General features: G+C 60.3%; 28 protein-coding genes, 1 pseudogene and 1 riboswitch. Of the genes and pseudogenes, 14 read left to right on the forward strand and 15 right to left on the reverse strand.

Features of this window, described 5'->3' with window-relative positions; genetic code table 11:
* Window positions 1–2: 2 nt before the first annotated feature.
* The 4 genes from phrB to KGB20_RS25980 all read right to left on the reverse strand — a co-directional run bounded on the left by phrB (window position 3) and on the right by KGB20_RS25980 (window position 4,507).
* Window positions 3–1,445 (reverse strand): deoxyribodipyrimidine photo-lyase, encoded by a 1,443-nt coding sequence (gene phrB / locus KGB20_RS25965; RefSeq protein ID WP_154860514.1) that lies wholly within the window; start codon window positions 1,443–1,445, stop codon window positions 3–5.
* A gap of 21 nt (window positions 1,446–1,466) precedes the next feature.
* Window positions 1,467–2,408: a MerR family transcriptional regulator gene (locus tag KGB20_RS25970; RefSeq protein ID WP_057713323.1), complete on the reverse strand. Its 942-nt coding sequence runs from the start codon at window positions 2,406–2,408 to the stop codon at window positions 1,467–1,469.
* A complete protein-coding gene (locus tag KGB20_RS25975) occupies window positions 2,408–3,367 on the reverse strand; it encodes a YbgA family protein (RefSeq protein WP_154860513.1) in 960 nt (319 codons plus the stop codon). The genes KGB20_RS25970 and KGB20_RS25975 overlap by 1 nt, the downstream gene beginning before the upstream one ends.
* A 153-nt stretch (window positions 3,368–3,520) precedes the next feature.
* Window positions 3,521–4,507 (reverse strand): NAD(P)/FAD-dependent oxidoreductase, encoded by a 987-nt coding sequence (locus KGB20_RS25980; RefSeq protein WP_057713325.1) that lies wholly within the window; start codon window positions 4,505–4,507, stop codon window positions 3,521–3,523.
* Between the two features lie 196 nt (window positions 4,508–4,703).
* Between KGB20_RS25980 and KGB20_RS25985 the strand changes: the two genes are divergently transcribed.
* Window positions 4,704–5,606, forward strand: a complete 903-nt coding sequence (locus KGB20_RS25985) for a TIGR01777 family oxidoreductase (protein WP_090457644.1) — start codon at window positions 4,704–4,706, stop codon at window positions 5,604–5,606.
* Between the two features lie 13 nt (window positions 5,607–5,619).
* Window positions 5,620–6,642, forward strand: coding sequence for a ferrochelatase (hemH, locus tag KGB20_RS25990; RefSeq protein WP_154860512.1), 1,023 nt, complete (start codon window positions 5,620–5,622; stop codon window positions 6,640–6,642).
* A 103-nt stretch (window positions 6,643–6,745) separates the two neighbouring features.
* Here the strand turns inward: hemH and KGB20_RS25995 are convergent, their stop codons facing one another.
* Window positions 6,746–8,020 (reverse strand): uracil-xanthine permease family protein, encoded by a 1,275-nt coding sequence (locus KGB20_RS25995; RefSeq protein ID WP_057713328.1) that lies wholly within the window; start codon window positions 8,018–8,020, stop codon window positions 6,746–6,748.
* 2 nt (window positions 8,021–8,022) lie between these two features.
* Complete coding sequence (upp, locus tag KGB20_RS26000; protein ID WP_053159679.1) at window positions 8,023–8,661, reverse strand: uracil phosphoribosyltransferase; 639 nt, start codon at window positions 8,659–8,661, stop codon at window positions 8,023–8,025.
* A gap of 166 nt (window positions 8,662–8,827) precedes the next feature.
* Between upp and KGB20_RS26005 the strand changes: the two genes are divergently transcribed.
* The 4 genes from KGB20_RS26005 (at window position 8,828) to KGB20_RS26020 (ending at window position 10,868) form a co-directional block, all read left to right on the forward strand.
* Window positions 8,828–9,385, forward strand: coding sequence for a hypoxanthine-guanine phosphoribosyltransferase (locus KGB20_RS26005; protein ID WP_008016649.1), 558 nt, complete (start codon window positions 8,828–8,830; stop codon window positions 9,383–9,385).
* A 3-nt stretch (window positions 9,386–9,388) separates the two neighbouring features.
* Window positions 9,389–9,862 (forward strand): WbuC family cupin fold metalloprotein, encoded by a 474-nt coding sequence (locus KGB20_RS26010; RefSeq protein ID WP_154860511.1) that lies wholly within the window; start codon window positions 9,389–9,391, stop codon window positions 9,860–9,862.
* Window positions 9,863–10,031: 169 nt separating this feature from the next.
* Window positions 10,032–10,517, forward strand: a complete 486-nt coding sequence (locus tag KGB20_RS26015) for a hypothetical protein (RefSeq protein WP_154860510.1) — start codon at window positions 10,032–10,034, stop codon at window positions 10,515–10,517.
* Window positions 10,518–10,580: 63 nt separating this feature from the next.
* Complete coding sequence (locus KGB20_RS26020; protein WP_015096805.1) at window positions 10,581–10,868, forward strand: PA4642 family protein; 288 nt, start codon at window positions 10,581–10,583, stop codon at window positions 10,866–10,868.
* A 66-nt stretch (window positions 10,869–10,934) separates the two neighbouring features.
* Here KGB20_RS26020 and mqo read toward each other — a convergent pair whose 3' ends face one another.
* Window positions 10,935–12,443 (reverse strand): malate dehydrogenase (quinone), encoded by a 1,509-nt coding sequence (mqo, locus tag KGB20_RS26025; protein ID WP_154860509.1) that lies wholly within the window; start codon window positions 12,441–12,443, stop codon window positions 10,935–10,937.
* Window positions 12,444–13,182: 739 nt separating this feature from the next.
* Entirely contained in the window at window positions 13,183–13,422 is a 240-nt protein-coding gene (locus KGB20_RS26030) for a hypothetical protein (protein WP_057713332.1), read from the reverse strand.
* Between the two features lie 204 nt (window positions 13,423–13,626).
* Here KGB20_RS26030 and KGB20_RS26035 point away from each other — a divergent pair, with 204 nt between their 5' ends.
* Window positions 13,627–14,211, forward strand: a complete 585-nt coding sequence (locus tag KGB20_RS26035; protein ID WP_007973847.1) for a YajG family lipoprotein — start codon at window positions 13,627–13,629, stop codon at window positions 14,209–14,211.
* Between the two features lie 194 nt (window positions 14,212–14,405).
* On the opposite strand, the gene KGB20_RS26040 is transcribed toward KGB20_RS26035, so the two are convergent.
* Window positions 14,406–14,612 (reverse strand): hypothetical protein, encoded by a 207-nt coding sequence (locus KGB20_RS26040; RefSeq protein ID WP_033052291.1) that lies wholly within the window; start codon window positions 14,610–14,612, stop codon window positions 14,406–14,408.
* Between the two features lie 190 nt (window positions 14,613–14,802).
* On the opposite strand from KGB20_RS26040, the gene KGB20_RS26045 reads away from it, so the two are divergent.
* Window positions 14,803–15,081 carry a hypothetical protein gene (locus KGB20_RS26045; RefSeq protein WP_154860508.1) on the forward strand — a complete coding sequence of 93 codons (279 nt, stop codon included), beginning with the start codon at window positions 14,803–14,805 and terminating at the stop codon, window positions 15,079–15,081.
* Between the two features lie 173 nt (window positions 15,082–15,254).
* Here the strand turns inward: KGB20_RS26045 and KGB20_RS26050 are convergent, their stop codons facing one another.
* Entirely contained in the window at window positions 15,255–16,421 is a 1,167-nt protein-coding gene (locus KGB20_RS26050; protein WP_154860507.1) for a 1-acyl-sn-glycerol-3-phosphate acyltransferase, read from the reverse strand.
* 139 nt (window positions 16,422–16,560) lie between these two features.
* On the opposite strand from KGB20_RS26050, the gene KGB20_RS26055 reads away from it, so the two are divergent.
* The 3 genes from KGB20_RS26055 to KGB20_RS26065 are packed head-to-tail and all read left to right on the forward strand — an operon-like array spanning window position 16,561 to window position 17,672.
* On the forward strand, window positions 16,561–16,743 hold the full coding sequence (locus KGB20_RS26055; protein ID WP_102671697.1) for a CPXCG motif-containing cysteine-rich protein: 183 nt from the start codon (window positions 16,561–16,563) through the stop codon (window positions 16,741–16,743).
* Window positions 16,744–16,752: 9 nt separating this feature from the next.
* Window positions 16,753–17,013 (forward strand): putative signal transducing protein, encoded by a 261-nt coding sequence (locus tag KGB20_RS26060; RefSeq protein ID WP_057713336.1) that lies wholly within the window; start codon window positions 16,753–16,755, stop codon window positions 17,011–17,013.
* A gap of 35 nt (window positions 17,014–17,048) precedes the next feature.
* Entirely contained in the window at window positions 17,049–17,672 is a 624-nt protein-coding gene (locus KGB20_RS26065) for an SOS response-associated peptidase (RefSeq protein WP_154909519.1), read from the forward strand.
* Between the two features lie 131 nt (window positions 17,673–17,803).
* Here the strand turns inward: KGB20_RS26065 and KGB20_RS29395 are convergent, their stop codons facing one another.
* Both KGB20_RS29395 and KGB20_RS29400 read right to left on the reverse strand, forming a co-directional pair.
* A complete protein-coding gene (locus tag KGB20_RS29395) occupies window positions 17,804–18,646 on the reverse strand; it encodes a methyl-accepting chemotaxis protein (protein WP_371318439.1) in 843 nt (280 codons plus the stop codon).
* A 12-nt stretch (window positions 18,647–18,658) separates the two neighbouring features.
* Window positions 18,659–19,939: pseudogene (locus KGB20_RS29400) on the reverse strand (HAMP domain-containing protein); the annotation flags it as partial.
* 271 nt (window positions 19,940–20,210) lie between these two features.
* On the opposite strand from KGB20_RS29400, the gene KGB20_RS26075 reads away from it, so the two are divergent.
* Complete coding sequence (locus tag KGB20_RS26075) at window positions 20,211–21,029, forward strand: M48 family metallopeptidase (protein WP_154860504.1); 819 nt, start codon at window positions 20,211–20,213, stop codon at window positions 21,027–21,029.
* A gap of 165 nt (window positions 21,030–21,194) precedes the next feature.
* On the opposite strand, the gene KGB20_RS26080 is transcribed toward KGB20_RS26075, so the two are convergent.
* From KGB20_RS26080 to KGB20_RS26090, 3 genes are all read right to left on the reverse strand, one after another.
* Complete coding sequence (locus KGB20_RS26080) at window positions 21,195–21,779, reverse strand: TMEM165/GDT1 family protein (protein ID WP_008016665.1); 585 nt, start codon at window positions 21,777–21,779, stop codon at window positions 21,195–21,197.
* Window positions 21,780–21,868: 89 nt separating this feature from the next.
* Window positions 21,869–21,991, reverse strand: a riboswitch (yybP-ykoY riboswitch).
* Window positions 21,992–22,042: 51 nt separating this feature from the next.
* Window positions 22,043–23,041: a class I SAM-dependent methyltransferase gene (locus tag KGB20_RS26085; RefSeq protein ID WP_008045980.1), complete on the reverse strand. Its 999-nt coding sequence runs from the start codon at window positions 23,039–23,041 to the stop codon at window positions 22,043–22,045.
* A 33-nt stretch (window positions 23,042–23,074) separates the two neighbouring features.
* Complete coding sequence (locus KGB20_RS26090) at window positions 23,075–24,040, reverse strand: 2-hydroxyacid dehydrogenase (RefSeq protein ID WP_057713340.1); 966 nt, start codon at window positions 24,038–24,040, stop codon at window positions 23,075–23,077.
* 91 nt (window positions 24,041–24,131) lie between these two features.
* On the opposite strand from KGB20_RS26090, the gene KGB20_RS26095 reads away from it, so the two are divergent.
* A complete protein-coding gene (locus KGB20_RS26095) occupies window positions 24,132–24,761 on the forward strand; it encodes a LysE family translocator (protein WP_150815205.1) in 630 nt (209 codons plus the stop codon).
* 189 nt (window positions 24,762–24,950) lie between these two features.
* Window positions 24,951–26,633, forward strand: a complete 1,683-nt coding sequence (locus KGB20_RS26100) for a fatty acid--CoA ligase (RefSeq protein ID WP_150815204.1) — start codon at window positions 24,951–24,953, stop codon at window positions 26,631–26,633.
* The last annotated feature ends 224 nt before the right edge of the window (window positions 26,634–26,857 follow it).

Raw genomic sequence — 26,857 nt, forward strand, 5'->3', positions numbered from 1 at the left:
ATTCATGACCCAACGGCGGCGTATTGCCGCGAGGGCAGGTTTTTGAATGCCGTCAACGCACGCGTACGGGAAGTACCCAGGTCGACGATCGGGGAGGGGTAATCCACAACACCGAAAAGGCCGCCGAGATTGGCGGGGTTGTGCACGTCTTTTTTATTCAGAGCGGCCAGTTCCGGCAGCCATTGCTTGATGAACACGCCTTCGGGGTCGAATTTTTCCGACTGGCTCAACGGGTTGAAAATCCGGAAATAAGGCGCCGAGTCGGTGCCGGTGGAAGAACTCCACTGCCAGCCACCATTGTTCGCCGCCAGGTCGCCATCGATCAGGTGACGCATGAAAAAGCGTTCGCCTTCGCGCCAGTCGATCAGCAGGTTTTTGGTCAGGAACATCGCCACCACCATGCGCAGGCGGTTGTGCATCCAACCGGTTGCCAGCAGTTGGCGCATGGCGGCGTCGATGATCGGCAAGCCGGTGCGTGCCTGTTGCCAGGCGGCCAGTTCTTCGGGGGCGTTGCGCCAGGCCAGCGCTTCGGTTTCCGGACGAAACGCGCGGTGCCGGGAAACCCGTGGGTAGCCCACCAGGATGTGTTTGTAGAACTCGCGCCACAGCAGTTCGTTGATCCAGGTGACGGCGCCGATCTTGCCGCTTTCGAATTCACCTTGATTGCTGTTCAAGGCCGCGTGCAGGCATTGGCGCGCAGAAATCACCCCGGCGGCGAGATAGGCCGAAAGCTGACTGGTGCCGGGCTTCGCCGGGAAATCCCGTTCGCTTTGATAGTGCTCGATCTGCACATCGCTAAAGCTGTCGAGGCGACGCCGGGCTTCGGCTTCGCCCGCCGGCCACAGGTTGCGCAGGTTATCAGCGGGTGTTGCGAAACCGTCGACACTCAAGGGGATCGCATCGCTGGCAATGTTCAGCGGCGCTTGTTTGTGCGGCGCGCGTACGAGGCTGGGCAGCGAGTGGTGCAGTCGTTCGTAGCAGACTTTGCGGAACTGGCTGAAGACCTGAAAGTAAGTGCCGGTGCGGGTCAGCACGCTCCCGGGCTTGAACAGCAATTGATCGAGGTAGCGGCGAACTTCGATCCCTTCAGCCTGTAGCGTCCGGGCGACCGCTGCATCGCGACGGGACTCGTGGATGCCGTATTCCTCGTTGAGGTGCAACGCATCGACCTGCCACTGTCGGCACAGGTTCAGCAATACGCTGGGTGCGTCATCCCAGCGAGGGGCCTGACGGATCAGCAGGGGGATGTTCAGTTGACCCAGTTCGCGGCTCAACTCGCGCAGGTTACGCAGCCAGAAGTCCACTTTGCAGGGCGCATCGTCGTGTTCCAGCCATTGCTCCGGACTCAGCAGGTACACCGCCACGCACGGGCCGCGAGCCGCGGCGGCCGAGAGGGCGGTGTTGTCATGTAGGCGCAAGTCGCTGCGCAGCCAGATCAATTGCATTTTGGTATCCACGCGATTCATTTAAATCAGCCCGCGCTGAACGAGTGCCTGATGTGCCGACAACGGATCTTCGGCCAGGTACAGATCAGCGATCACGGCAGTACTTGCGGACAACTCGGTGTGGTGGATGCATACCGTTGGTCCAGCAATCATTTTTGGGCAACTGACACCTTTGAAAAGTTTCGGCAGCTGCGCCGGATTCAGGGCTTTGCTTGAGTACAGCAGAACCCCTCGGGGTTGCAGAAGTTCGACCGCCAATGCCAATTCTCCGACAGGCAGCGGCCAGTCGAAGACCTCCACCGGGCAATCAGCGCTGCTGATCAGCCAGGCCGTGAGCCACAGGTGCGGTTCCACGGGCAGGTCCGAGTGGTTGACCAGCAGCAGCGGCGCGGTGCGCAACTGACGATTGTTATGGTAGATGCGCGCACCGAACTTGCTGCGCAGCCAGGCACAAAAAAAGCCCCGCTCCATCTGCGCCCCGAACTGGCCTTGCCAGCGTTGCTCCAGAGCGGCCAGCAAGGGCATCAGCAATTGCTCGCACAGGGTTCGCGGCGGATACAGCGCCATCGCCTGATTGACGCTGTCATCCAGGGCGCGTTCCTGCAATCGACTGACTGCCTGCAGCAACGTTTGCAGCAAGGCGTGCCAATCGTTGTCGACGGACTCGCTGAAGGCTTGCGGCGTGTCGAGCAATGGTTTGACCTGGCTGACGGCAACGCCACGGTTGAGCCAGGTGAGGATGGTCTGGATGCGTTGTACGTGGTCGGCCGAGAACAACCGATGGCCCTTGGGCGTGCGTAGCGGCACGATCAGACCGTAGCGCCGCTCCCAGGCACGCAAGGTCACGGCATTGACCCCGGTTTGCCGCGCCACTTCACGGATCGGCAGCCAGCCTTCGTCCAGCGCCTTTTTAAAGTCATCGCCGAGGTCTTCGCGGGCGCTGGTGTCGAGTGCTTTTTTCATCAAATGGCGTTTCGCAGGCTGAGGTTTTCCGGGTGCGGTTGCAGGTAAACCTGCTGTGCGATGTACGGATCGGGGTGTTGGCGAAAGTGATGCTTGAGCAGTGTCAGCGGCACCACCAGCGGCACGATGCCCAGACGGTACTGGCTGATCACGTGCTGCACTTCCCGCTTGTCTTCGCCGCTGATGGCCTGTTTCAGGTAGCCGCTGAGGTGTTGCAGGACGTTGGTGTGAGTGCGACGTGTGGCGCATTTTTTCAGCGCCGCCATCAGTTCGCTGAAATATCGGGGGCCCAGTTCCTGCGGATCGGTTTTGCCCATGTTGCCCAGCAGGTTGCCCAGGGTTTTGTATTGCACCGGGTTGTGGGCCATCAGCAGGTATTTGTAGCGCGAATGAAAGTCCGTGAGACTGCGCCGGCTCATGCCCTCTTGGCGTAGCTGCTGCCAGGCGTTGTAGGCGAACACCCGGGTGAGGAAGTTTTCCCGCAGCACCGGATCGTTGAGCCGGCCGTCTTCCTCCACCGGCAAGTCCGGGTGCCGCAGGCAGAAAGCCCGGGCGTAGATCCCGCGCCCGCCACTGTCCGCCCGTGCGCCGTTGGCGTGGTAGACCTTGACCCGCTCCAGGCCGCAGGACGGAGAATTTTGCATGAAGATGTAGCCGCAAATTTCCCCCAGCTGCACTGCCATTTCCTGGCCGTAGGTGGCCAGCGGTTGTGTCACGTTAAGGTTGTGATCGAGGGTGCCCAGGGCTTCGGGTTGATCTGCACTGCCCACCAGCCGAATCGGTTGGCGGGGTACGCCCAGGCCGATGGCCACTTCCGGGCATACCGGGATGAAATCGAAGTAGTCAGTGAGGGTGCGGCTGCACAACCGCGATTCCTTGTGTCCGCCGTTGTAGCGTACGTCGAGCCCCATCAGGCAGGCGCTGATGGCGATTTTCGGTTTGGCGGGGGAGTGGAACATCGGAGCACCTCGAATCTAAACCTGTACAAACATTCGGGTCTGTACAAGATAACTTCATCATAGATTCGAAGTTCTACAAGTCAAATTCTTTGTATAGGTTTTTGGCGGGCTGCTGTCAGGGCGACAGCAGCGATTTGCTCGGGTTGATGCTCTTTACTGCAGGTGCTCATGCAAGCGACGGGCGGCCTCCTGACCGCTGAGCCAGGCCCCTTCGACGCGTCCGGACAGGCACCAGTCGCCACAGGCGTACAGCCCCAGGTCGGCATCGGCCAGGGTGCCCCATTCGTGACTGCTGGCGGGGCGGGCGTAGAGCCAGCGGTGGGCGAGGCTGAAGCTCGGCGCGGGCATTGAATCGTGCAGCAGTTCGGCAAATGCGCCGTGCAACTGTTCGATCACCGCTTCCTTGGACAGGTCAATGTGCTGGCGACTCCAGGCGCTGGTGGCATGCAAGACCCAGGTGTCGAGGGTGTTGTCGCGTCCGGGTTTACTGCGGTTTCGGGCCAGCCAGTCGAGGGGGCTGTCCTGTACGAAGCAGCCTTCCATGGGCGTTTCCAGCGGCGTTTCGAAGGCCAGGGCGATGGCCCAGGTCGGGTCCATTTTCACCCCGGCGGCGGCCCCGGCGAGTTTCGGCGCAGATGCCAGCAGAGCCGTGGCCTGTGGGGCCGGCGTGGCGATGACCACATGGCTGAACGGTCCGTGGGTGAAGCCTTCGGCGTCCTGCAGGTGCCAGTGTTCTTCACCGCGATAGACCTCGGTGATCCGGCAGGCGAAATGCACTTCGAGGTCACCGAGCAGGGCGCGGGTGATGGCGCTCATGCGAGGCGTGCCGACCCAGCGGGTCTGCTCGTCCGGCGACAGGTTGAGTTGGCCGCCATGGTAGGTGTACAGCTGCGGCGTCCATTCGGCGACCCAGCCCTTGGCTTGCCAGCGCTGGACTTCGTTGACAAAACGCCGGTCGCGGGCAGTGAAATACTGCGCGCCCATGTCCAGAGCACCCGCATCGCTGCGCTTGCTCGACATGCGCCCGCCGCTGCCGCGACTTTTATCGAACAGTTGGACCACGTGCCCGAGGTCCGTCAGGGCCTGGGCGGCGGAGAGTCCGGCAATGCCGGTGCCGATGATTGCGATAGGTACAGTCATAGGGGCCTCGTTTACCTTTCTGTACAGACTACGCCGGGGTTCAAACCTGTACAATATTGTTTTTTGGTATAACTTTTAGCGTTCTCGATCTGACAGCTTGGCCTATTGTTAAACATAGAGCCTGCTCGATACCAAAGATCCCTGCTTATAAAAATAGACTAATGGACAAGGTAAAACGCCACGCGAGGAAGAAGTCATGCACATATTGCTGACCGGCGGTACTGGTTTGATAGGACGTCAGCTTTGCCGGCACTGGTCGGGTCAGGGATATCGCCTGACGGTCTGGAGTCGCCAACCTGAAAATGTCGCGAAAATATGTGGTGCCCAAGTGCGTGGAGTTGCACGGCTGGAGGATCTGGGGCAAGAACCTGTCGATGCGATTATCAATCTTGCCGGGGCACCGATTGCCGACCGACTCTGGACGCACAAACGCAAAGCCCTGCTGTGGAGTAGCCGCATCACGCTGACCGAAACCCTTCTGGCCTGGCTTGAAAGCCGCGCACAGAAACCGCAGGTGCTGATCTCCGGTTCTGCAATCGGTTGGTATGGTGATGGTGGCGAACGTGAGTTGACCGAAGAGTCGCCACCGGTCATCGATGATTTTGCCAGTCAGTTATGCATCGCCTGGGAAGAGACCGCACAGCGAGCTGAGGTGCTGGGCATTCGCGTCATCCTTATTCGAACCGGGTTGGTGCTGTCGGCAGAGGGCGGCTTTTTGTCGCGGCTGTTACTGCCGTTCAAACTGGGCCTGGGAGGGCCGATCGGCAACGGCCGGCAGTGGATGCCGTGGATTCATATCGACGATCAAATCGCCCTGATTGATTTTCTTCTGCATCGCAACGAGGCCAGCGGTCCCTATAATGCGTGCGCGCCCGAACCCGTGCGTAATCGCGAGTTTGCCAAAACACTGGGTAGCGTGCTGCATCGCCCGGCGTTCATGCCGATGCCGACCCTTGCCTTGAAAGTAGGCCTGGGCGAATTGTCTTCGTTGTTGCTGGGCGGCCAGCGCGCGACTCCAGTGCGTTTGTTACAGGCTGGTTTCACTTTTAAGTTCACGGATTTGCGCGCGGCTTTGGACGATCTGTCCAGTCGCCTTTGAAATAGGACGTTGCATGACCGATCACGCGTTGCTTCTGGTCAACCTGGGTTCACCTGCCTCCACCTCGGTGGCGGATGTGCGCAGCTACCTCAATCAATTTCTGATGGACCCGTACGTGATCGACCTGCCATGGCCGGTTCGACGGCTGCTGGTATCGCTGATCCTGATCAAGCGTCCCGAGCAGTCGGCCCATGCTTATGCCTCGATCTGGTGGGACGAGGGCTCGCCGCTGGTGGTGCTCAGCCGTCGCCTGCAACAAGCGATGACCAGTCAGTGGCAACACGGCCCGGTCGAACTGGCGATGCGTTACGGCGAGCCGTCGATCGAATCGACGCTGGTGCGCCTGGTCGCGGCGGGGCACAAGCGAATCACCCTGGCGCCGCTTTATCCACAGTTCGCCGACAGCACCACGACTACGGTCATAGAAGAGGCCCGGCGCGTGGTACGCGAGAAAAACCTCGACGTGCAGTTGTCGGTGCTCCAGCCGTTCTACGACCAACCGGAATACCTCGATGCGCTGGTGGCCACGACCCGGCCGCATTTGCAGCAGGATTTCGATCACTTGCTGATGAGCTTTCATGGCTTGCCGGAACGGCATCTGAAGAAGCTCAACCCCGGTCACAGCTTCGAGGGTGGCGGTGATTGCTGCGCCGGTGCGCCGCCGGAGGTGGTCGCCACCTGTTATCGAGGCCAATGCCTGCGTACGGCGGCAGAGTTTGCCAAGCGCATGGGATTGCCGGAGGGCAAGTGGTCGGTGTCGTTTCAGTCGCGGCTGGGGCGCGCCAAATGGATCGAACCCTACACCGAAGCGCGCCTCGATGAGTTGGCCAAAAGCGGCGTGAAAAAGATTCTGGTGATGTGCCCGGCGTTCGTAGCCGATTGCATCGAGACCCTGGAAGAGATCGGTGATCGCGGCAAGGAGCAATTCCGCGCAGCAGGGGGAGAGGATCTGGTGCTGGTGCCGTGCCTCAACGATGACCCGCATTGGGCGAAGGCGTTGAGTGCGTTGTGCGAAAGGGCGCCGTTGGCGCTTTAAAAGCTTCGCGAGCAAGCCCGCTCCCACAGGGTCGGTGATTAACCTGTGGGAGCGGGCTTGCTCGCGAAGTGGGTCTTTCAGTCAGCGAAGAATCCAAGTCTGCTTAGATCAGCGGTTCATTCGCCTTCTTGTGCTTCCAGCTGTCATTGCCCGGCAGGATCAGGTTCAAGCCGATCGCCACCACCGCGCACAGCGCGATACCCTTGAGGCCGAAATCGTCCGGCCCGGTGCCGGTGCCGATCAGCACGCCGCCGATCCCGAACACCAGGGTCACCGAAACAATCACCAGATTGCGCGCCTCGCCCAGATCGATCTTGTGGCGGATCAGCGTATTCATCCCCACCGCCGCAATCGAACCGAACAACAGGCACAGAATTCCGCCCATCACCGGCACCGGAATGCTCTGCAGCAGTGCGCCGAATTTACCGATGAACGCCAGGCTGATGGCGAAGATCGCCGCCCAGGTCATGATTTTCGGGTTGTAGTTCTTGGTCAGCATGACCGCGCCGGTCACTTCGGCGTAGGTGGTGTTGGGCGGGCCGCCGAACAGACCGGCCGCCGTGGTGGCGATGCCGTCGCCGAGCAGGGTGCGGTGCAGGCCGGGCTTCTTCAGGTAGTCGCGACCGGTCACGCTACCCACGGCAATCACGCCGCCGATGTGTTCGATGGCCGGGGCCAGGGCCACCGGAACGATGAACAGAATCGCCTGCCAGTTGAATTCCGGTGCGGTGAAGTGCGGGATGGCGAACCACGGTGCCGCCGCAATCTTCGCGGTGTCGACCACACCGAAGTAGAACGCCATGCCAAAACCCACCAGCACGCCGGAGATGATCGGCACCAGGCGAAAGATGCCCTTGCCGAATACCGCGACGATCAGTGTGGTCAGCAGTGCGGGCATCGAAATCATCATTGCCGTCTGGTAATGAATCAACTCACTGCCGTCGCCGGCCTTGCCCATGGCCATGTTGGCTGCAATCGGCGCCATGGCCAGGCCGATCGAAATGATCACCGGCCCGATCACCACTGGCGGCAGCAGGCGGTCAATGAAACCGGTGCCTTTGATCTTCACCGCGAGGCCGAGGAAGGTGTAGACGAAACCTGCCGCCATCACGCCGCCCATGGTCGCGGCCAGGCCGAACTGGCCCTTGGCGAGAATGATCGGGGTGATGAAGGCAAAGCTCGATGCCAGGAACACCGGCACCTGACGCCCGGTGACGATCTGGAACAGGATCGTCCCCAGGCCGGCCGTGAACAGCGCCACGTTCGGGTCGAGACCGGTAATCAGCGGCATCAACACCAGGGCGCCGAAGGCCACGAACAGCATCTGTGCACCCGACAGCACCGTGCGCCAGAGCGGATCGTTGAACTCTTGCTGCATGGTCACGCGTCCTTCTGCTTGGTGCCGAAGATCTTGTCACCGGCATCGCCCAGCCCTGGGATGATGTAGCCGTGTTCGTTCAGTTTTTGATCAATGGAAGCGGTGTAGATGATCACGTCCGGGTGAGCTTTTTCTACAGCAGCGATGCCTTCCGGGGCTGCAACCAGCACCATGGCGCGGATGTCCCGGCAGCCGGCCTTTTTCAGCAGGTCGATGGTGGCAACCATGGAGCTGCCAGTGGCGAGCATCGGGTCGATGATCATCGCCAGGCGTTCGTCGATTTCCGGAACCAGTTTTTCCAGGTAGGTGTGGGCCTGCAGGGTTTCTTCGTTGCGGGCAACGCCCACGGCGCTGACCTTGGCGCCCGGGATCAGGCTGAGCACGCCCTCAAGCATGCCGATGCCGGCGCGCAGGATCGGTACGACGGTTATCTTCTTGCCGGCGATTTTCTCGACCGACACTGTGCCGCACCAGCCTTCGATATCGTAGGATTCCAGCGGCAGGTCTTTGGTGGCTTCATAGGTCAGCAGCGCGCCGACTTCCTGAGCGAGCTCACGGAAATTCTTGGTGCTGATGTCTGCGCGGCGCATAAGGCCAAGTTTATGACGGATCAGCGGGTGGCGGATCTCATGGATGGGCATGGGGAAAGGCTCCGGCGGCGGGCAAAAAAACCGGCCTAGATTAATCTATCCGAGGGTGTTGTCCTATAGACATACAGTACGTTAGTCCACAAACGCTTGATCTGGCCTCGCTTGATGCGTACCTTTGCCCGCTTTTCCTGATTCCGCCACCCCTTTGGAGAGCACCATGTCTGCTGATCTCGAGCATATCCGTCAAATCATGCGAGAGGCTGACTGCCTGTACACCGAAGCTGAAGTCGAGGCGGCCATCGCCCGCGTCGGTGCACAAATCAACGAACAAATGGCCGACAGCAATCCGGTGGTGTTCTGCGTGATGAACGGCGGGCTGATTTTCTCCGGCAAGCTGCTGACCTATCTGCAGTTCCCGCTGGAAGCGTCCTACCTGCACGCCACCCGCTATCGCAACGAAACCAGCGGCGGCGACCTGTTCTGGAAAGCCAAGCCGGAAGTTTCTTTCATCGACCGTGACGTACTGATCATCGACGACATCCTCGACGAAGGTCACACCCTGGGCGCGATCATCGACTTCTGCAAGCACGCCGGTGCCCGCAAAGTGCACACCGCCGTGCTGATCGACAAAGACCACGACCGCAAGGCCCGCCCGGACCTCAAGGCCGATTTCGTCGGTTTGCCGTGCGTTGACCGCTACATCTTCGGTTATGGCATGGACTACAAAGGTTACTGGCGTAACGCCAACGGGATTTTCGCCGTTAAAGGAATGTAAGACATGGATACGCCTCGCTTTCTGGATCAGACCTTGTTCGCCGAGCTGGCCGGGAAAGCCGCGGCCAATCCTCGTGGGCGCCAGCACCACAATTTCCATCAGATGGAAGACGCCTGTCATCGCATGGCGGTGGGGCTGCAGCCGTCCACGTATATCCCGCCTCATCGGCATTTGGGCGACAACAAGGCCGAAACCCTGTTGGTCCTAAAGGGGCGGCTGGGTGTGTTGATCTTTGACGAGGCCGGTGTGGTGTTGAGCAAGACCGTGCTGCAGGCCGGTGGGGACTGTGTTGGCGTGGACCTGCCAACCGGTGTGTTCCACGGTTTGGTGGTGCTGGAGGCCGACAGCATGATGTTCGAATGTAAGGCCGGTCCTTACCGCCCGGTCGGAGAGGGTGAGCTGGCGCATTGGGCGCCGCGCGAAGGCGAGCCGGGTGTTGCCGAGTATCAGGCCTGGATGCGCGCGCAGTTCGACTGATCTCCACCCTGTGGGAGCGGGCTTGCTCGCGAAAGCGGTGTGTCAGTTGCATTGATGTTGACTGACACTCCCTCTTCGCGAGCAAGCCCGCTCCCACATTGATCTGCGTCCACGGACGTATTTTTGTACACCCATGCTAGAGTGCTCAGCCCCGATTCCGGAGCCTGTCATGAGTCTTTTGATCCGCTGCTGCGCCGCCCTGTTGCTGACCCTCAGCCTGCCACTGGCCGCCGCGCCGGCGCTCATGCACAGTCAATTCCTGCCGCCGGACGATCTCACGCTGCGTGATGCCGATCCCGAGCAGCAGCAACTGATGCAGGTCACCGATTATTCGGTGGTGGTCGGCGCTCAGCGTCAATCCAATCAACAGCCGATTCCGGTCACTTCGCCGCTGATGATTCGGCTCAAGGGCAAATCCCTGAACAAGGGCGCCACCATCAGCCAGGTGCTGGTCAACTTCGATGGTGAAAGCAAAAGCCTGAAGAAGCCGGTCTACGACGATAAGAGCAAAACCCTGACCCTCTATTACCCGCTCGCTCAATACCGGGTGGTGATCGACTTGTTGCGCAACGACACGGTGTATTGCCAGTTTCTCAGCTACGCCAATGGTCATGTCTGGGCCGATCTGCACACCGGCAGCACTCGTCCGCGTTGAGCCTTGAGCCCGCGCAGGGGTAAACTGCCCGCCCCGTGAAATGTCTGCGAGCTGGAGTCGGCAATGCGTAAAGATAAAAAACAAGTGATTGGTGACGAGATCGGCGATGAGCAGATCAAGTTGTTCCTCGATTTCGAACCGGTCGACGCGACTTCTCCGTCCCTGCACAAACTGGTCAAGGCCTACCGTGGCCTGCGCATCGACGATTTCGAGCGTTTCCTGACGTTCTTCGTCGAAGCGGGTTACGACGTGAATGGCAAGGATGAGCACGGCAATGACTTCGTCGCCCTGATCAAGGATCAGCGCAACGCGCCGGACTACATTGAACTGATCGAAAAAGCTCGCGGCTGAGTAAATTTCAGCCATAAAAAAACGCCCCGCTCTCAGTGAGAACGGGGCGTTTTTTGTAAGGCCGAATCAAGCGTAGCTTTCGGTCTCGCTGCTGGCTTCAACCAGTTCCAGGGCAACGTTGTTCTGCGTGTTGATCTTGCGATACAGCGCAGCGTCGGTTTCCAGGACCTTTTCCCGGGCCGGGAAAATTTCGGCCAGTTTGGTGGCCCATTCGCCCTTGGCTTTGCCCGGGAAGCATTTTTCGATCAGCTCAAGCATGATCGAAACGGTCACCGAGGCACCTGGCGAAGCGCCGAGCAGTGCCGCCAGGGAACCGTCCTTGGCCGCGACCAGTTCGGTACCGAATTGCAGGATGCCGCCTTTCTTCGGGTCTTTCTTGATGATCTGCACCCGTTGGCCGGCCACTTCCAGGCGCCAGTCTTCAGCTTTCGCCTCAGGGTAGAAGCGACGCAGGGACTCCAGGCGCTGCTCCATCGACTGCATCACTTCGCTGACCAGGTACTTGGTCAGGTCCATGTTGTTTTTTGCCACGGACAGCATCGGCCCGATGTTGCCGGCGCGAACCGACATCGGCAGGTCCATGAAGGAGCCGTGCTTGAGGAACTTGGTGGTGAAGCCGGCGTACGGTCCGAACAGCAGGGATTTCTTGCCTTCAACGACGCGGGTGTCCAGGTGCGGCACGGACATTGGTGGCGAACCCACGGCAGCCTGGCTGTAGACCTTGGCCTGGTGGTGCTTGACCACTTCCGGGTTGTCGCAACGCAGCCATTGGCCGCTGATCGGGAAGCCGCCGAAGCCTTTGCTCTCTTCGATGCCCGAGGCCTGCAGCAGCGGCAATGCCGCACCGCCCGCGCCGAGGAAAACGAACTTGGCGTCGACTTCACGGGTGTTGCCGCTGTTGACGTCCTTGATGCTGACAGTCCAGCCGCCGTTGCTGCGCTTGAGGCCGGTCACGCGCTTGCAGTACTTGACCTGGGCATCGGGTGCGCTGGTCAGGTGCTTGAGCAACTGGTTGGTCAGGGCGCCGAAGTTGACGTCGGTGCCATTGATCACGCGGGTCGCGGCGAGGGTTTCGCCAGGATCGCGGCCAGGCATCATCAGCGGCATCCACTCGGCCATTTTGGCCTTGTCTTCGGTGTACTCCATGTCGGCGAAGGCGTGGTGCTTGCTCAGCACCTTGAAGCGTTCCTTGAGGAAGGACACGCCGCTGTCGCCCTGCACGAAACTCAGGTGTGGCACCGGGCTGATAAACGATTTGCACGAGCCGAACGTGCCTTTTTTGGTCAGGTACGACCAGAATTGCTTCGACACCTCGAACTGGGTGTTGATGTGCACGGCTTTCTTGATGTCGACGGCGCCATCGGCGGCCTGCGGCGTGTAGTTGAGCTCACACAGCCCGGCGTGACCGGTACCGGCGTTGTTCCACGGGTTGGAACTCTCCGCGGCACCGGAATCCATCAGCTCGACGACTTCCAGCTTGATCGCGGGGTCGAGCTCTTTGAGCAATACTGCAAGGGTGGCACTCATGATGCCGGCCCCAACCAGTACTACGTCGACTGCTTCGTTATGCGCCATTTAACGCGTCTCCAAAATCTGCAGCACCAAATTGTCGGCATGGCTGCCAGGAGTGACGGGGCGTGTCAGTGTTGCCCCAGGTACCCATGGCAGGATCGCCATGTCCGAATCTTCGCAATTTATCGCAACTTCGACGGACGCTACCTGCCAGGCCTAATGAGCCATATGAACTCATTTCAGCGCGCGGGAGGCAATTCGACTTATGGTCGATACATCCGTTTGTGCAACCAAATCCGTAGCGGACAGGCTTCAGGCTCCGGTGTTCGAGAAATACTCGGTCCTGTGTCGTTGGGCTGTTGTAGACGCTAATGGTGCATGTTCAGACGCAAAACTATTCATTTGCTCGCCACACTCTTGTGAAGTTGTGAAAACCCGTTTTTTTCACGCTCTTTTGAAGACGTGAACCTCAAAAAGGGCTGTCCCAGCCTGGCACCGTGCCCGGATGGATTGCCGCCATGGGATACAGGGCAGGCAAAACGGGCAAACAGCTCAGTGACCGAGCGTAATGACAGCTCTGCAGATTCGCGAAAAGTGGAGGTTTTGCTCAACAAAACAGCAAGCGCGCCAGCTTCACTCGATCTGTGTGGGCGGCTCTCTGTGGGCGGTGCGGGGGTGTCAATACAAGCGCATTGACGATGCTGCGAGGCCCGATCAGGAGACGTCCTTATAATCGGGGGGAGATTGTATCTAAGAAACGCAGGGAAATGGTCGTGTTTAATGACTTTTATTAGGTGTTTGGTCAGGTCGTCATCATTTGCTGTGCACGCGAGCGTGGCCGGTGCTGCTGCGAAACGACGCGGGCACCGGCAGGCAGCGGCTGATTCAGCCAGTTCAAGCGGATCTCTTCGATTTCAACCCAGCCATCGCCCATGGGCTGGAGGCTGCACTGTTTGAAGGCCTGGCAACGGCCGTTGCGGTCGAGCAGGGCGAAGCAGCGATGCAGTGGGCGTGGCGCGAACAGAGAGATCAGATGGCGCATGGCGATATACCGTTTGGGTGTCTGCCGAGAAGATTGCCTGCAGGCCATTACGTGCAAGTGTATGAGGGGTGACATCTGCATGACAGGAACCGCGTTGCCAAGGGCTTGTCAGAGATTTCATCAAACACTGTGAGGTGCTGGTTACCCGCAGTGGCGCACCGCTATACTGCCGGCCTGTTTGTGCCTGATTCTGGAGAGAAGAGCATGTTGCAACGCCTGTTGTTCGGTTTGATCACTGTGACCAGTTTGACCCTGGTTGGCTGCGCCCACAGCCCGCAACAACTGAGCCCGGAACCCAAGCTGACCGCCCAGTTGGCCCCGGTCGGCCATGGCCAGCCCGTCGTGGTGCGTGTAGTGGACGGTCGCCCGTCGCCGACGCTGGGCACCCGTGGTGGTCTGTACCCGGAGACCAGCGCGATCACCGTGCAGGGCGCGCAGATCCTGCCGAAGCTGCAGGCCCAGGCTGAAGCCGCCGTGCGTCTGTTGGGCTTTACCCCGACGAACAACGCCATGAATGCCCCGCAACTGACCGTGACCCTGGCGGAGTTGAAGTACCAGTCGCCCAAGGAAGGCATGTACGTGACCGAAGCCACCATCGGCGCGACCTTCCGCTCAGATGTACAGAATGCCAACCGTCGCTACAGCGGCCGTTATGGCTCGTCCCTGGACCAGCGCTTCGGTATGGCGCCGAACCAGGAAACCAACACCAAGCTGGTCAGCGATGTGTTGAGCGATGCGTTGACCCGCCTGTTCAAGGACCCGACCGTGGGTCAGATTCTCGGCGAGTAAGCTTCGCTGGATGCGAAAAAGCCCGGTGCCAGCGATGGTCCCGGGCTTTTTCATGACTGCTGACTTTTTGCGGATGCACACCGACCCATTGTGGGAGCGGGCTTGCTCGCGAAGGCGTAGTGTCAGGCAGCATTGATATTGACTGACACACCGCTTTCGCGAGCAAGCCCGCTCCCACAGGGGGAATGGTGGTGTCAGGCGGCTTGCGAGTAAAAATCCAGCACGCTCACGCCCGTCAGCAAATCCGCCTCCGGCAAATCCGCATGCTGGTGGCCACCGAGTGCGCAATACACCAGCCAGTGGCGGTCCTGAACGTTGAAGGCGAGGCTGCCGACGAGGGCTTGTTGTTCTTCGCTGGGGGTGATGAGGTAAAGACGATCCTGGTTTTCGGCGTGGAGCATGACGTGATCCGTGTCGGTTTCGAGGCGCGCATGTTCGCCGATACAGATGACGAAGCCGTGACTCAGGACAGCTATTGATCAAAAGCTTCGTTACTTGTCGGAAACAGAGGGCAGGCGCGCAGGCTTTCGGTAGAATCCGCGCCGCGGTCGCCGGTCCGGCACCTGCCACCTGTTTTACTTGAGGTTTGTGATGTCGCTGCACTTGATGACGCTGTTTACCGCCCATCCCGCCAAATTGATCAATCTGCTGGCCTTGTTCTTTGCCTTGCCCGGCGGCTGGTTGCTGCACGCCACCCGTCGTCGCGAACTGCGCGCGATGGCCAGTTTGCAGGCGCAGCGCCAGAGCAGCCCCAGCGTAGAGCCCACGCTGGACTGGGCGACCTTGCGCAAGAACCGGTTTTTCTACATCTTCGGCTTTGCCTGCATGGGGATGGCACTGCTGGTGTCGTGGATCAGTACGCAGGTCTGAGGCTGAAGTAAACCCTGTGGCGAGGGGGCTTGCCCCCGTTCGGCGGCGAAGCCGTCGTCACCTCGACAGGGACGCTGTGTCAGAGGGAAAACCTTCTTGGGTTTTAGGGCCGCTTCGCAGCCCAACGGGGGCAAGCCCCCTCGCCACAAAAAGCGCCGTCAGGCCGATACCGCTTACAGCGGCAACCCTGCCTTCACCCGGTACTGATTGCGCACCGGCGTCGCATATTGCAGCACCAGGAATGGACGATGCTCTTCAGGGCAGGCGTCCAGGCGGCGTTGCCATTCTTCCTGGGCCTTGGCCAGTTCCTCGGCCGGGAACACGTCGGCGGCTTTCGGCACCTGCAACTGCGGATCGGTGTCCTTCCACTGCGCGTAAGCCAGGTAGTGCACGGGGAACAAGCGGTATCCGCTGAGGATTTGCCGGTCCATCTCGACCGCCAATTGCTTGGTGTCTTCGAACAGTTCGGTGATCGGCGCGGCAAAGTTCACATGCACCCGGCCCTTGTAGCCGGTGATGCCCTTGGCGATGCTCACGTCATCCTCGCCCGGCACCTTGGTGTAGCTGCCGGTGGTGGCGCGGATGTAAAGCTCGCGGGCCTTGGCCTGATCGCACGGGTCGTACTCGTAGCTGATCGACACCGGGGTCAGGTTCAGCGACTGAATGACTTCGCCGAACGGCTCGTCCTTGCGGCTCATGTGGAACATCTTGAGGATTGCCGATTCGGTACGGTCGTCACCGTCCTTGGCTCGTCCTTCGGCCTGGGCGATCCAGATCGAGGCGCAATCGTTGCGGATCGAATGATTGATGTACGCCGACAACAGCTGATAAGCCGCCATTTTTTCCCGACGTCCGCTGATCGAGCGGTGCACGATGAAGCTCTTGTTCAGGCGCATCAGGTCGCTGACGAAAGGCTTTTGCAGCAGGTTATCGCCAATGGCGATGCGTGGCGTCGGCAGGCCGGCGTGGTACACGGCGTAGTTGACGAAGGCCGGGTCCATCACGATGTCGCGGTGGTTGGCGATGAACAGATAGGCACTGCCGGACTTGAATTGCTCCACCCCTGTATAGGTGACACCGTCGGTGGCACGCTCAATGGTATGGTCGACGTAAACCTCGACTTTGTCCTGCAGCGTGGCCACTGAGGTAATGCCGGCAAACTCACGGCGCAGCCGATGGGCTATAAGTGGTTTGAGTGCCCAGCCTAAAGCGCCGGCGAAACGCGGGAAGCGGAAGTGGGTGAGGATATCTAGAAACGCCTTGTCGCCGAGCAGCCGGTCCAGCACCGCTGGGACTTCGCTGTCGTCGTAAGGTCGGATGGCATCGAATTCGCCCATCATGCTCTCTTGTTAGAAACGGCTAGGGTAAGTAAAGGTTTTGATCGAAAACCGGCGGGGCACGGTCTGAAAAAGTAGCCAGACAAAAATAGCCCTGCAAATAGACCGGCGATTATACGCACAAGTCACCTGGGAGACCGCGATGCTGGAAACTGCGCTGTATGAATGTCCGTATTGTGGTGAGGAAGTCGAGACGACGCTGGATTTGTCCGGTGGCGATCAGACCTATATTGAAGACTGCCAGGTGTGCTGTCGGCCGATAACCTTCGTGTTGCAGGTTCATGAAGAGGAATGGCATCTCGAAGTGTTCAGCGAAAACGAGTGAGGAGCGTGTATGCAGCGCATCTACGACCCGGAAAACCTGATGGAAGGCGAGTTGCTGCAAGGCATGCTCGCCAGCGAGGGCATCGAGGCGCATCTGGTGGGACGCGATCTGGTGGGAGCCACCGGTGAGTTGCCGATTTTCGGTTTGCTGGGTTTGGCAGTGGATAACGACCAGGCCGAATACGCCCGCGAGTTGATCACCGCGTACAATGCCGCGCTGCCGCTGTCCGGCGATGAGCCGGACAGCTTCCCCGGCACGCTGGTCTGTTAGGCTGGCGTTCGTTTGATCAAGAGTCGTGCTGCCCCATGTGTGGACGTTATGCCCTGTTTCGCTGGAACCCCGCCTTCGCGGCGCTGCCCGGTTTTCCCGCCGACCAGCAGGCGCAGTGGAACATTTCCCCCAATGATTCGGTGTTGATGCTACGGGCCGAGCCAGACGGCCAGCGCACGCTGGCCCGTGCCCGCTGGGGCCTGACGCCACCCTGGCTGACCGATCTGTCCCGCACCCCGGCCCACGCCCGCGCCGAAACCGTTGCCGAACAGCCAATGTTTCGCCAGGCCTTGCGTGAGCGCCGCTGCCTGTTGCCGGCCAATGGTTTCTACGAATGGCGCGGCACGACGCGCAAGCGCCCGTATTGGCTGACACCGGGGGAGGGCTCGTCATTATTTTTTGCGGCGATCTGGGAGGCGTATCCGGTGCAGGAGCAGGTGTGGCTGAGTACCGCCGTGATTACCCAGCCGGCGGCGAGCCAGCGGCGGCCGTTGATTCTTGATGAGGCGGGGCAGGCCGTGTGGCTGGATCCCGAGACGCCCTTGCATGCATTGCAAGCCTTGCTGGCCAGTGAGCCTGCCGCATTGCGCGAACGGGTGCTGGCCAATATGGTGAATGATCCGAAGCTCAATGGACCTGAGTGTTTGACCCCGGGTTGAGTTTTTTGGTGTCAGTGCAGGCCCCTTCGCGAGCAAGCCCGCTCCCACACTGGAACTCTGTCGTACACATATTCTGTGTTCACTGAAGATCAAATGTGGGAGCGGGCTTGCTCGCGAAGAGGGCCTGAAGGTCAAACCCTGAACTGATTGATCAACCGCCGCTGCTGCTCAGCCAGTTTGGTCAAGTCCGCACTGGCCGCACTCGACTCATCTGCCCCACCAGCCACTTCATTGGCCACCTGGCCGATGTTGATTACGTTGCGGTTAATGTCGTCCGCCACCGCGCTTTGCTCCTCGGCCGCGCTGGCAATCTGGGTGTTCATGTCGTTGATCACCGACACTGCCTGAGTAATGGTTTCCAGTGCTTCAGCGGCTTTCGATGCGTGCAGTACGCTTTCGTCCGTGCGGTTCTGGCTGTCCTCCATGACTCGCACCACATCCCGGGTGCCTTGCTGCAGTTGCTGGATCATGGTCTGGATTTCTTCGGTGGCCTTTTGCGTCTTCTGCGCCAGGTTACGCACCTCGTCGGCCACCACGGCAAAACCTCGGCCCTGTTCACCGGCACGGGCGGCTTCGATGGCTGCGTTCAGGGCCAGCAGGTTGGTCTGCTCGGCGATCCCGCGAATGGCGGTGAGGATGGCGTTGATGTTTTCGCTGTCCTTGGCCAGGGTTTGCACCACGCCGACGGCCCGGCCGATCTCCACGGCGAGGGCACCAATGGAGTTCGAGGTGTCGCGCACGATCTGCATGCCCTGGCTGGCGGCCTGATCGGCATGGCTGGCAGCCTGTGCGGCCTGGGTCGCATTGCGCGCGACGTCCTGGGCGGTGGCGGTCATTTCCTGTACGGCGGTGGCCACTTGATCGATCTCGGCCATTTGCTTGTGCACACCGGTGTTGGTGCGGATGGCGATGTCGGCGGTGTGTTCCGACGAATCGCTGACGCTCTGTACCGAAGTCACCACTTGGGTGATCATCGCCTGCAACTTGGCCAGGAAAGTGTTGAAGCCTTTGGCGATCGAGCCCAGTTCATCGGCGCGATCGCTGGTCAGGCGTCGGGTCAGGTCGCCTTCGCCCTGGGCGATATCGTCGAGCATGGCCACCATCTGCTTGAGCGGGCGGGCGATGCCGTGGCCCACCAGCCAGATCACCAGCAAGCCGATACCGGCAATCACCAGGCCAACCATCGCCATACCGAAGGTGTCGGATTTGCGCTGCGCGTCCAGGTCGGCCTGGAGCTTTTGCAGGTCGGCCATGACCGCATTCAGCGGCAACTGCAGCATCAGGGTCCAGCGGGCGTCGGTCTGACCGATGCCGAACGGCAGGTACAACTCGATCCGGCCCTGGGCCTTGTCGACGGTATAGGTGACTTCGCCGCGCTTGAGATTGGCCATGTTGGCGATCTGTTTGCTGTCGAGGATGTCGCTGACCTTCTCGCCGAATTTGCTCGGATCCTTGGTGTAGGCAACGATCCGGCCATTGCCGCCGATCAGGGCCATTTCCCCGGCGCCGCTGTAAAGCTTCTGGTTGGCGCCCAGGAGCATTTCCTGGATGAAGTTCACCGACAGGTCGGCGCCGACGATGCCCTGGAAGGCACCGTTGAGCATGATCGGTTCAATAAAGGAGGCGAGCATGACGATTTTGTCGCCCACCTTATAAGGCGCCGGGTCGATCACGCAGGATTTTTTGGTTTCTTTCGAGCACAGGTAGTACTCGCTGGCGCGCACGCCGGTGGACAGGGTTTTCTGGTCGTCGACGTCCACCAGTTTGTCCAGGCCCAGGGTGCCGTCGTCGTTGCGGAACCACCAGGGCAGGAAGCGCCCATTGGCGGCGTCGATGCCGACCACCTGGGTGCCGACGTAGGCCGCATCGTTGTGATCCAGTGCGTCTTTTTCCCAACCGATGTAGGTGCCGAGGATTTTCGGGTTCTTGACCACGTTTTCCTTGATCAGGCCGATCAGTTGCTCGCGGCTCAGGGCGGGCTGGCCATCGGCACCCGGTGTGCCGATCAGGGCGTTGACCCGCACCAGTCCGCCGGCGATCAGCAGCGGTGCTTCGAGTTCGCGCTGGATCTGGCTGACCTGGGTTTGCGCCAGGGACGTCAGGCGTTGTTCGATGACTTGCTCGAATTGGGCCTGGGTCCGCTCCTGGACCATGTCTTGCGTCCGGGCGCCGGAGAACAGTGCGTACACAACCAGCGCTGCCACGACACTAAGGACAATGGCGCCGGCAAGGGCCGCCACGGAAAACTGGATCGACTTGAATTTCATGGGGGCTCCGCACGCGAAAGGACATCTGCCCAGGTGTATCGGCAGGGTGACGGGCGGGCATGAGTGTGGGCAGTTGAAAGGACCGTTTTGGCGTGCCGGATGTCGTAATTGAATCAATGAGCGGCGTGATGGGCTGCGGGTTGTCGCCGTATGTGAATTTTTTCTACGGCGATGAGAGCTTTGTCCGAATTGTGCGTCTTACGTCCATTGTATCTGGCGTCGATACATTTCCACGCCTAGGATAAGCGGCATGTTTTCAGAGAGTTTTTTGATGAACAAGATTTTGGCTGTCAGTGCACTAAGCGCAGCACTGTTGCTCACCGGCTGCCAGTCGGTCAATACCACCAGTGGCGGCGCTGTAGGCGTTGAGCGCAAGCAGTACATGTTCAGCATGTTGTCTGCGCAAGAGGTCGACCAGATGTACGCCCAGTCCTATCAGAAGACAGTGGGCGAAGCGTCCAGCAAGGGTGTGCTGGACAAGTCCAGCAATGAAGCCCGGCGGGTTCAGGCGATTGCCGACCGGCTGATTGCCCAGGCGCCGAACTTCCGTCCGGACGCGGCCCAGTGGAAGTGGGAAGTCAACCTGATCAAGAGCGATGAGCTCAACGCCAACTGCGGCCCTGGCGGCAAGATCATTTTTTACACCGGGTTGATCGACAAACTGCAACTGACCGACGATGAGATCGCCGCGATCATGGGCCATGAAATCGCCCACGCCCTGCGTGAGCACGGTCGTGAAGCGATGTCCAAGGCTTACGGCATCGAAATGGCCAAGCAGGGCGCGGGTGCCTTGCTCGGGTTGGGGCAGGACAGCCTGGCCCTGGCCGATACCGTGGCCAACTACGGCATGACCTTGCCCAACAGCCGTGCCAATGAAAACGAAGCGGACCTGATCGGCCTGGAACTGGCCGCCCGCGCCGGTTACAACCCGAATGCCGCGATCACCCTGTGGAACAAGATGAGCAAGGTCTCGGAAGGTTCACCACCGGAGTTCCTGAGCACTCACCCGGCGTCGTCGAGTCGTATTGCGGCGTTGCAGGCTGCGATTCCGAAGGTCATGCCGCTTTACGAGCAAGCCAAGAAGTCCTGATAGTCATGTGGTGAGGCTGCTGGCCTCTTCGCGAGCAAGCCCGCTCCCACAATAAATCTCCATTGACTGCAAACTTTGTGTGCACTGGAGACCCAATGTGGGAGCGGGCTTGCTCCGGGCGGCGTTCCGACGAAGAACGATAACGCGGTCTAACGACCTGTCGCGTCAAACCCACCCGCTGCTCTGCATCGCCTTGTACACCGCGACAATCGCCAGGATGAAGAACGCCGATGCCGCCAGTCGACGGATCAGGGTCAACGGCAATTTGTCCGCGGCGAAGTTACCGGCCAATACCACGGGCACGTTGGCAATCAGCATGCCGAGGGTGGTGCCGATGATCACCAGCCACAGCTCCGGATACTGCGCAGCCAGCATCACGGTCGCGATCTGCGTCTTGTCGCCGATTTCCGCCAGGAAGAACGCGATCAGCGTGGTCAGGAACGGCCCGAACTTGCGGGCGGTGCTGGCTTCGTCGTCATCCATCTTGTCCGGGACCAGGGTCCACAGCGCCGTGGCGGCGAAGCTCGCGGCGAGGATCCAGTGCAACATCGTATCCGAGAAGAAACTGCCGACCCAGGCGCCCACTGCACCGGCGGCCGCATGGTTGGCCAGGGTCGCGGCGACGATACCGGCGATGATCGGCCAGGGCTTGCGGAAACGGGCAGCGAGAATGAGCGCGAGCAGTTGCGTCTTGTCGCCGATTTCGGCCAAGGCAACGATTGCGGTAGGTACGAGTAGTGAATCCAGCATCAGGGTTTTCCTAAGGGGCGGGTCGACACGGCTATGACACGTACAGCCTCCCCGCCCCGGGTAAGGTGTTCGTGTCATAGGTCTTGTCAAACCCTGCGATCCATCTGATGTGGATGCTTGGGTCGCATGCGCCATGGTCTGAGGACCAAGTATGTTGACGCATGCCGGACGAGCGTGGCGCTCGTGGGAGACTACTCCCCTAGGACGGAGCGGATTCTGCCTTTGCAAAACCCATTCGGCAAGCCTTCTTTTTCAAAGAAGTTCTATCCGCGCTTGGCTCGGTAGATCCGGAAGCCCTGTCCTTCGGCCTTGATCGCGCACACACCAAGATGCTCTTCGATCAACGGTTGATACTTCAGGAAGCTGTTCGCTACCAGACGAAGTTCGCCACCGTTTTTCAGATGTTTGGCCGCTTTTCGCAGCAAATTCTCCGTTGCGAAATAGTCGGTGTGCACGCCGACATGGAACGGCGGATTGCTCAGGATCGCACTCAAACCCATCGGGGCGGCATCAATGCCGTCACCGGTTATCACCTCGGCTTCCAGACCATTGGCCGCCAGGGTCAGGCGACTGCTGGCAGCGGCAAAGGCATCCACATCCAGCAACGTGACCTGGTTATGCGGGTAACGACGTTTCACTGCCGCGCCCAAGACCCCTGCGCCGCAGCCGAAATCAAGCAAGTGACCGCTGGGCAGTTTGTCCAGATGTTCCAGCAGCAGCGCGCTGCCGCGATCCAGGCGACCATGGCTGAACACCCCCGGCAGGCTGATGACCTTCAACGGGCCTTCGGCCAGCGGCAATTCATAGGTCTGCGCCAGGCTTTCCAGCGGTTTGGCTTCAGGTGCGTTGGCCACGGTGACCAGCCAGAGCTGGCAGTGGCGCGCGCTGTCGAGTTTGCGTGGTTTGCCGAACGGGTTGAGTTGTTTGGCGGCGCCTTCGATGCCGCTTTTTTTCTCGCCGACCAGGTACAGCTCGCGGCCAGCCAGCCGCGACGCGAGGGCGTTGAGAATGTAGTCGGTCAGGTCCTTGGCCTTGGGCAGAAACACCACCGCTGTATCGAACTCGCGCTCAGGAGCATTCACACCAAAATGGCTGCGCTCGGCGAAGCGGGCGTCCAGCGCGGCCTGATCGCCGGCGTGCCAGCACCAGCCATGAGCTTCGGGCAGACGGCCCAGCAAGTCGTCGGCGGGCAAGCCGGCCAACAACACCGAGCCCTGGAATAACTCGGCCTGACGAAGCAGTACTTCACTGCGCGGATCCATAACTGCTCCTGTGAAAAAAAGTGCCGCAGTTTATCAACTGACGACCCGCAGCGCCTTACCGCTGAAGTATCCCAGTGCGTTTTCGGTCACTTGGCCAACGATTCGCTGGCGCGCTTCGCGGCTGCCCCAGGCGTTGTGCGGGGTGACGATCAGGCGCGGGATGTCATGGGCCAGCAGCGGATTGCCGTTGACGGGAGGCTCGACGCTCAGCACGTCAGTGGCGGCGCCGCCCAGATGCCCGTTGCGCAAGGCGTTGGCCAGCGCCTGTTCGTCGATCAGGCCTCCGCGGGCGGTGTTGACCACGAACGCGCCGGGTTTCATCGCGGCCAGTTCGCGGGCGCCGATGAAGTGACGGGTGTGTTCGTTGAGCGGGCAGTGCAGGGTCAGGGCATCGACTTGCGGTAGCAGTTCATCCAGTGGCAGGCGGTCCGGCCGGGCAGGGCGCCCTGGAATTTGCCCCAGCACAACGCGCATACCGAAGGCTTCAGCCAGCCGTGCGACCGCGCCGCCCAATTCGCCATGGCCCAAAAGACCAAGGGTTTTGCCTTCGAGTTCGACAATCGGGTAATCCAGCAAACAGAATTGTTTGGCTTGCTGCCAGCGGCCTTCGCCGACGGCTTTTTGATAATCGGCCAGGCGCGTGGCCAGGTTGAGCAGCAGCATGATCGTGTGCTGCGCCACCGACGGTGTGCCGTAGCCCTGGCAGTTGCACACGGTAATCCCGTGGGCGCGGGCGGCGGCGAGGTCGACATTGTTGGTGCCGGTGGCGGTGATCAGGATCAGCTTGAGATCAGGGCTGGCGGCCATGGCGGCGGCATCGATCAGGATCTTGTTGCTGATGGCGACGGTCGCACCCTTGAGGTGTTCGATGACTTGATCGGGCAAGGTCTGGGCGAACAGTTGCAAATCGCCGAAACAACTGCGCAGCGGGTCGAGGTCAAGGTCGCCGAGGTCCAGGGACGGGTGGTCGAGGAAAACGGCGCGGCGGGTGTTCGTCATCAACTGTACCTTTTGTGCAATGAACTGAAGGCGTAATCTGCCGAGCCTACCAGATGAAATAACTAGTTACGCTTGGCCTGAAGGAGCCCCCATGTACTGGACAGAGTTCTTGACCGTTGCCCTGATTCACCTGCTGGCCGTGGCCAGCCCTGGCCCGGACTTTGCCGTGGTGGTGCGCGAGAGTGTTACCCACGGTCGTCGCGCGGGTACCTGGACCGCGCTGGGCGTGGGCACGGCGATTTTCCTGCACGTGGGTTACTCGCTGTTGGGTATCGGCCTGATCGTGTCCCAGTCGATCGTGCTGTTCAATGCTTTGAAATGGGCCGCCGCCGCTTACCTGCTGTACATCGGTTACAAGGCGCTGCGCGCGCAACCGGCCAAATCTGTGGCGGACGACCTGCACAAGGAGGCCGGCGAGCGCACCGCCCGTGGTGCCTTCACCTCGGGTTTTGTCACCAACGGTCTCAATCCGAAAGCCACGCTGTTCTTCCTTTCGCTGTTCACCGTGGTGATCAACCCGCACACGCCGCTGGCCGTGCAGGCCGGGTACGGGGTTTACCTGGCGGTGGCGACAGCGATCTGGTTTTGCCTGGTGGCGATGTTGTTCAGCCAGCAGCGCGTACGCGCCGGTTTCGCCCGCATGGGCCATTGGTTCGACCGGACCATGGGCGCGGTGCTGATCGCGATTGGCGTGAAGCTCGCTTTTACCGAGATGCATTGATCAGATATCTATCCTTGTAGGAGCAGCCGGTCGACGCTCCTACAGATGATCAAACCTCGCAAATGATGGCGTAACGCTATCATTCGTGGGGTTCTGCAAATCATTCCTTTGGCTGATTTGGCTGACGTTCAAGGGCACTACAGTGCGTACTTTCAGTCACGACCGTGCAGTCAGATTAAAGGGATTATTATGTTGCAGACTCGCGTTATCCCCCCGGCCGAAGGCGCTTACCAGTACCCGCTGTTGATCAAACGGCTGCTGATGTCCGGTGCCCGTTATGAGAAAACCCGCGAGATCATCTACCGCGACAAGTTGCGCTATAGCTACCCGACCCTGATCGAACGGGTAGCCCGCCTGGCCAACGTGCTGACAGCGGCCGGAGTCAAGCCCGGGGATGCCGTGGGTGTGATGGACTGGGACAGCCATCGTTACCTGGAATGCATGTTCGCCATCCCGATGATCGGTGCGGTGATCCACACCATCAACGTGCGCCTGTCGCCGGAACAGATCCTCTACACAATGAACCACGCCGAGGACCGCTTTGTGCTGGTCAACAGCGAGTTCGTCGGTCTCTACAAGGCCATCGAGGGGCAACTGACCACGGTCGACAAAACCCTGCTGTTGACTGACCTGCCGGAAAAAACCGCGGACCTGCCGAATCTCGTCGGCGAATACGAACAACTGCTGGCCGCGGCGAGCCCGCAATACGACTTCGAGGACTTCGACGAAAACTCGGTCGCGACCACGTTCTATACCACCGGCACCACCGGCAACCCCAAGGGCGTGTACTTCACCCATCGGCAACTGGTGCTGCACACCATGGGCGTGTCGACCATCATGGGCGCGATCGATAGCGTGCGCCTGCTGGGCACCAACGACGTGTACATGCCGATCACCCCGATGTTCCACGTGCACGCCTGGGGCTTGCCGTATGTGGCGACCATGCTCGGGCTCAAGCAGGTGTATCCCGGCCGCTATGACCCGGAGTACCTGGTGGAGTTGTGGCGCAAGGAAAAGGTCACGTTCTCCCATTGCGTACCGACCATTTTGCAGATGGTCCTCAATGCCAAGGCCGCGCAGACCGTCGACTTCGGCGGCTGGAAAATCGTCATCGGCGGCAGCGCCCTGAACCGCACGTTGTACGAGGCGGCCAAGGCCAAAGGCATTCAGCTGACCGCCGCCTACGGCATGTCGGAAACCGGGCCACTGGTTTCGTGCGCACACCTCAACGATGAATTGATGGCGGGTACCGAAGACGAACGCACCACTTACCGGATCAAGGCCGGCGTACCAGGGCCGCTGGTGGAGGCGGCGATCGTCGACACCGAGGGCAACTTCCTGCCCGCCGATGGCGAGACCCAGGGCGAACTGGTGTTACGCGCGCCGTGGCTGACCGAGGGGTATTTCAATGAGCCGCAGAAGGGCGCCGAGCTCTGGGCCGGAGGCTGGCTGCACACCGGTGACGTGGCGACCCTGGACAGCATGGGCGTGATCGACATTCGTGACCGGATCAAGGACGTGATCAAGACCGGTGGCGAGTGGATCTCCTCCCTGGACCTGGAAGACCTGATCAGTCGTCATGCGGCGGTACGTGAAGTAGCAGTGGTGGGGATCCCCGATCCGCAGTGGGGCGAGCGGCCGTTTGCCCTGCTGGTGCTCCGTGAGGGGCATGCAATCGGGGCGCGGGAACTCAAGGAACACCTCAAGCCGTTTGTGGAGCTGGGACACTTGAGCAAGTGGGCGATTCCGAGCCAGATCGCTCTTGTTACTGAAATTCCCAAGACCAGTGTCGGCAAGCTCGACAAGAAGCGCATTCGCGTCGACATCAGCGAGTGGCAAGCCACCAACAGCACCTTCCTCTCGACGCTTTAAGCGTCACCTGGCGTGCTCGAAAGGGCACGCCAGCCCCCACCAAGCAAGCGCTTGGCTTGTCAAAACGAAATTTTCAGCCATCCTTGCCGTGCCGACGGGTGTCGGACTGGCGAAAGGACTGTTCCAGAGTGGCTGGCAGCTGCAAATCACACTTTAGAGGGATCAAGCGCTACTACCTGCTGGCTATAGTCCACTCAAGGATTTTTAAGAACGGGGCAACCGCA

This window comes from Pseudomonas sp. BF-R-30, from assembly GCF_019956175.1.
Classification (GTDB): domain Bacteria; phylum Pseudomonadota; class Gammaproteobacteria; order Pseudomonadales; family Pseudomonadaceae; genus Aquipseudomonas; species Aquipseudomonas jessenii.

Coding starts and splice junctions, on each gene's coding strand:
- KGB20_RS25995 (WP_057713328.1), bottom strand. CDS start 8,020: ATGCAGCAAGAGTTCAACGATCCGCTCTGGCGCACGGTGCTGTCGGGT.
- KGB20_RS26095 (WP_150815205.1), top strand. CDS start 24,132: ATGTACTGGACAGAGTTCTTGACCGTTGCCCTGATTCACCTGCTGGCC.
- KGB20_RS26015 (WP_154860510.1), top strand. CDS start 10,032: ATGAGTCTTTTGATCCGCTGCTGCGCCGCCCTGTTGCTGACCCTCAGC.
- KGB20_RS25975 (WP_154860513.1), bottom strand. CDS start 3,367: ATGTTCCACTCCCCCGCCAAACCGAAAATCGCCATCAGCGCCTGCCTG.
- KGB20_RS29395 (WP_371318439.1), bottom strand. CDS start 18,646: ATGATCACCCAAGTGGTGACTTCGGTACAGAGCGTCAGCGATTCGTCG.
- KGB20_RS26040 (WP_033052291.1), bottom strand. CDS start 14,612: ATGCTCCACGCCGAAAACCAGGATCGTCTTTACCTCATCACCCCCAGC.
- mqo (WP_154860509.1), bottom strand. CDS start 12,443: ATGGCGCATAACGAAGCAGTCGACGTAGTACTGGTTGGGGCCGGCATC.
- KGB20_RS26035 (WP_007973847.1), top strand. CDS start 13,627: ATGTTGCAACGCCTGTTGTTCGGTTTGATCACTGTGACCAGTTTGACC.
- KGB20_RS26085 (WP_008045980.1), bottom strand. CDS start 23,041: ATGGATCCGCGCAGTGAAGTACTGCTTCGTCAGGCCGAGTTATTCCAG.
- KGB20_RS26080 (WP_008016665.1), bottom strand. CDS start 21,779: ATGCTGGATTCACTACTCGTACCTACCGCAATCGTTGCCTTGGCCGAA.
- KGB20_RS25985 (WP_090457644.1), top strand. CDS start 4,704: ATGCACATATTGCTGACCGGCGGTACTGGTTTGATAGGACGTCAGCTT.
- KGB20_RS26055 (WP_102671697.1), top strand. CDS start 16,561: ATGCTGGAAACTGCGCTGTATGAATGTCCGTATTGTGGTGAGGAAGTC.
- phrB (WP_154860514.1), bottom strand. CDS start 1,445: ATGCAATTGATCTGGCTGCGCAGCGACTTGCGCCTACATGACAACACC.
- hemH (WP_154860512.1), top strand. CDS start 5,620: ATGACCGATCACGCGTTGCTTCTGGTCAACCTGGGTTCACCTGCCTCC.
- KGB20_RS26030 (WP_057713332.1), bottom strand. CDS start 13,422: ATGCGCCATCTGATCTCTCTGTTCGCGCCACGCCCACTGCATCGCTGC.
- KGB20_RS26100 (WP_150815204.1), top strand. CDS start 24,951: ATGTTGCAGACTCGCGTTATCCCCCCGGCCGAAGGCGCTTACCAGTAC.
- KGB20_RS26060 (WP_057713336.1), top strand. CDS start 16,753: ATGCAGCGCATCTACGACCCGGAAAACCTGATGGAAGGCGAGTTGCTG.
- upp (WP_053159679.1), bottom strand. CDS start 8,661: ATGCCCATCCATGAGATCCGCCACCCGCTGATCCGTCATAAACTTGGC.
- KGB20_RS26050 (WP_154860507.1), bottom strand. CDS start 16,421: ATGATGGGCGAATTCGATGCCATCCGACCTTACGACGACAGCGAAGTC.
- KGB20_RS26065 (WP_154909519.1), top strand. CDS start 17,049: ATGTGTGGACGTTATGCCCTGTTTCGCTGGAACCCCGCCTTCGCGGCG.
- KGB20_RS26075 (WP_154860504.1), top strand. CDS start 20,211: ATGAACAAGATTTTGGCTGTCAGTGCACTAAGCGCAGCACTGTTGCTC.
- KGB20_RS26005 (WP_008016649.1), top strand. CDS start 8,828: ATGTCTGCTGATCTCGAGCATATCCGTCAAATCATGCGAGAGGCTGAC.
- KGB20_RS26020 (WP_015096805.1), top strand. CDS start 10,581: ATGCGTAAAGATAAAAAACAAGTGATTGGTGACGAGATCGGCGATGAG.
- KGB20_RS26090 (WP_057713340.1), bottom strand. CDS start 24,040: ATGACGAACACCCGCCGCGCCGTTTTCCTCGACCACCCGTCCCTGGAC.
- KGB20_RS26045 (WP_154860508.1), top strand. CDS start 14,803: ATGTCGCTGCACTTGATGACGCTGTTTACCGCCCATCCCGCCAAATTG.
- KGB20_RS25970 (WP_057713323.1), bottom strand. CDS start 2,408: ATGAAAAAAGCACTCGACACCAGCGCCCGCGAAGACCTCGGCGATGAC.
- KGB20_RS26010 (WP_154860511.1), top strand. CDS start 9,389: ATGGATACGCCTCGCTTTCTGGATCAGACCTTGTTCGCCGAGCTGGCC.
- KGB20_RS25980 (WP_057713325.1), bottom strand. CDS start 4,507: ATGACTGTACCTATCGCAATCATCGGCACCGGCATTGCCGGACTCTCC.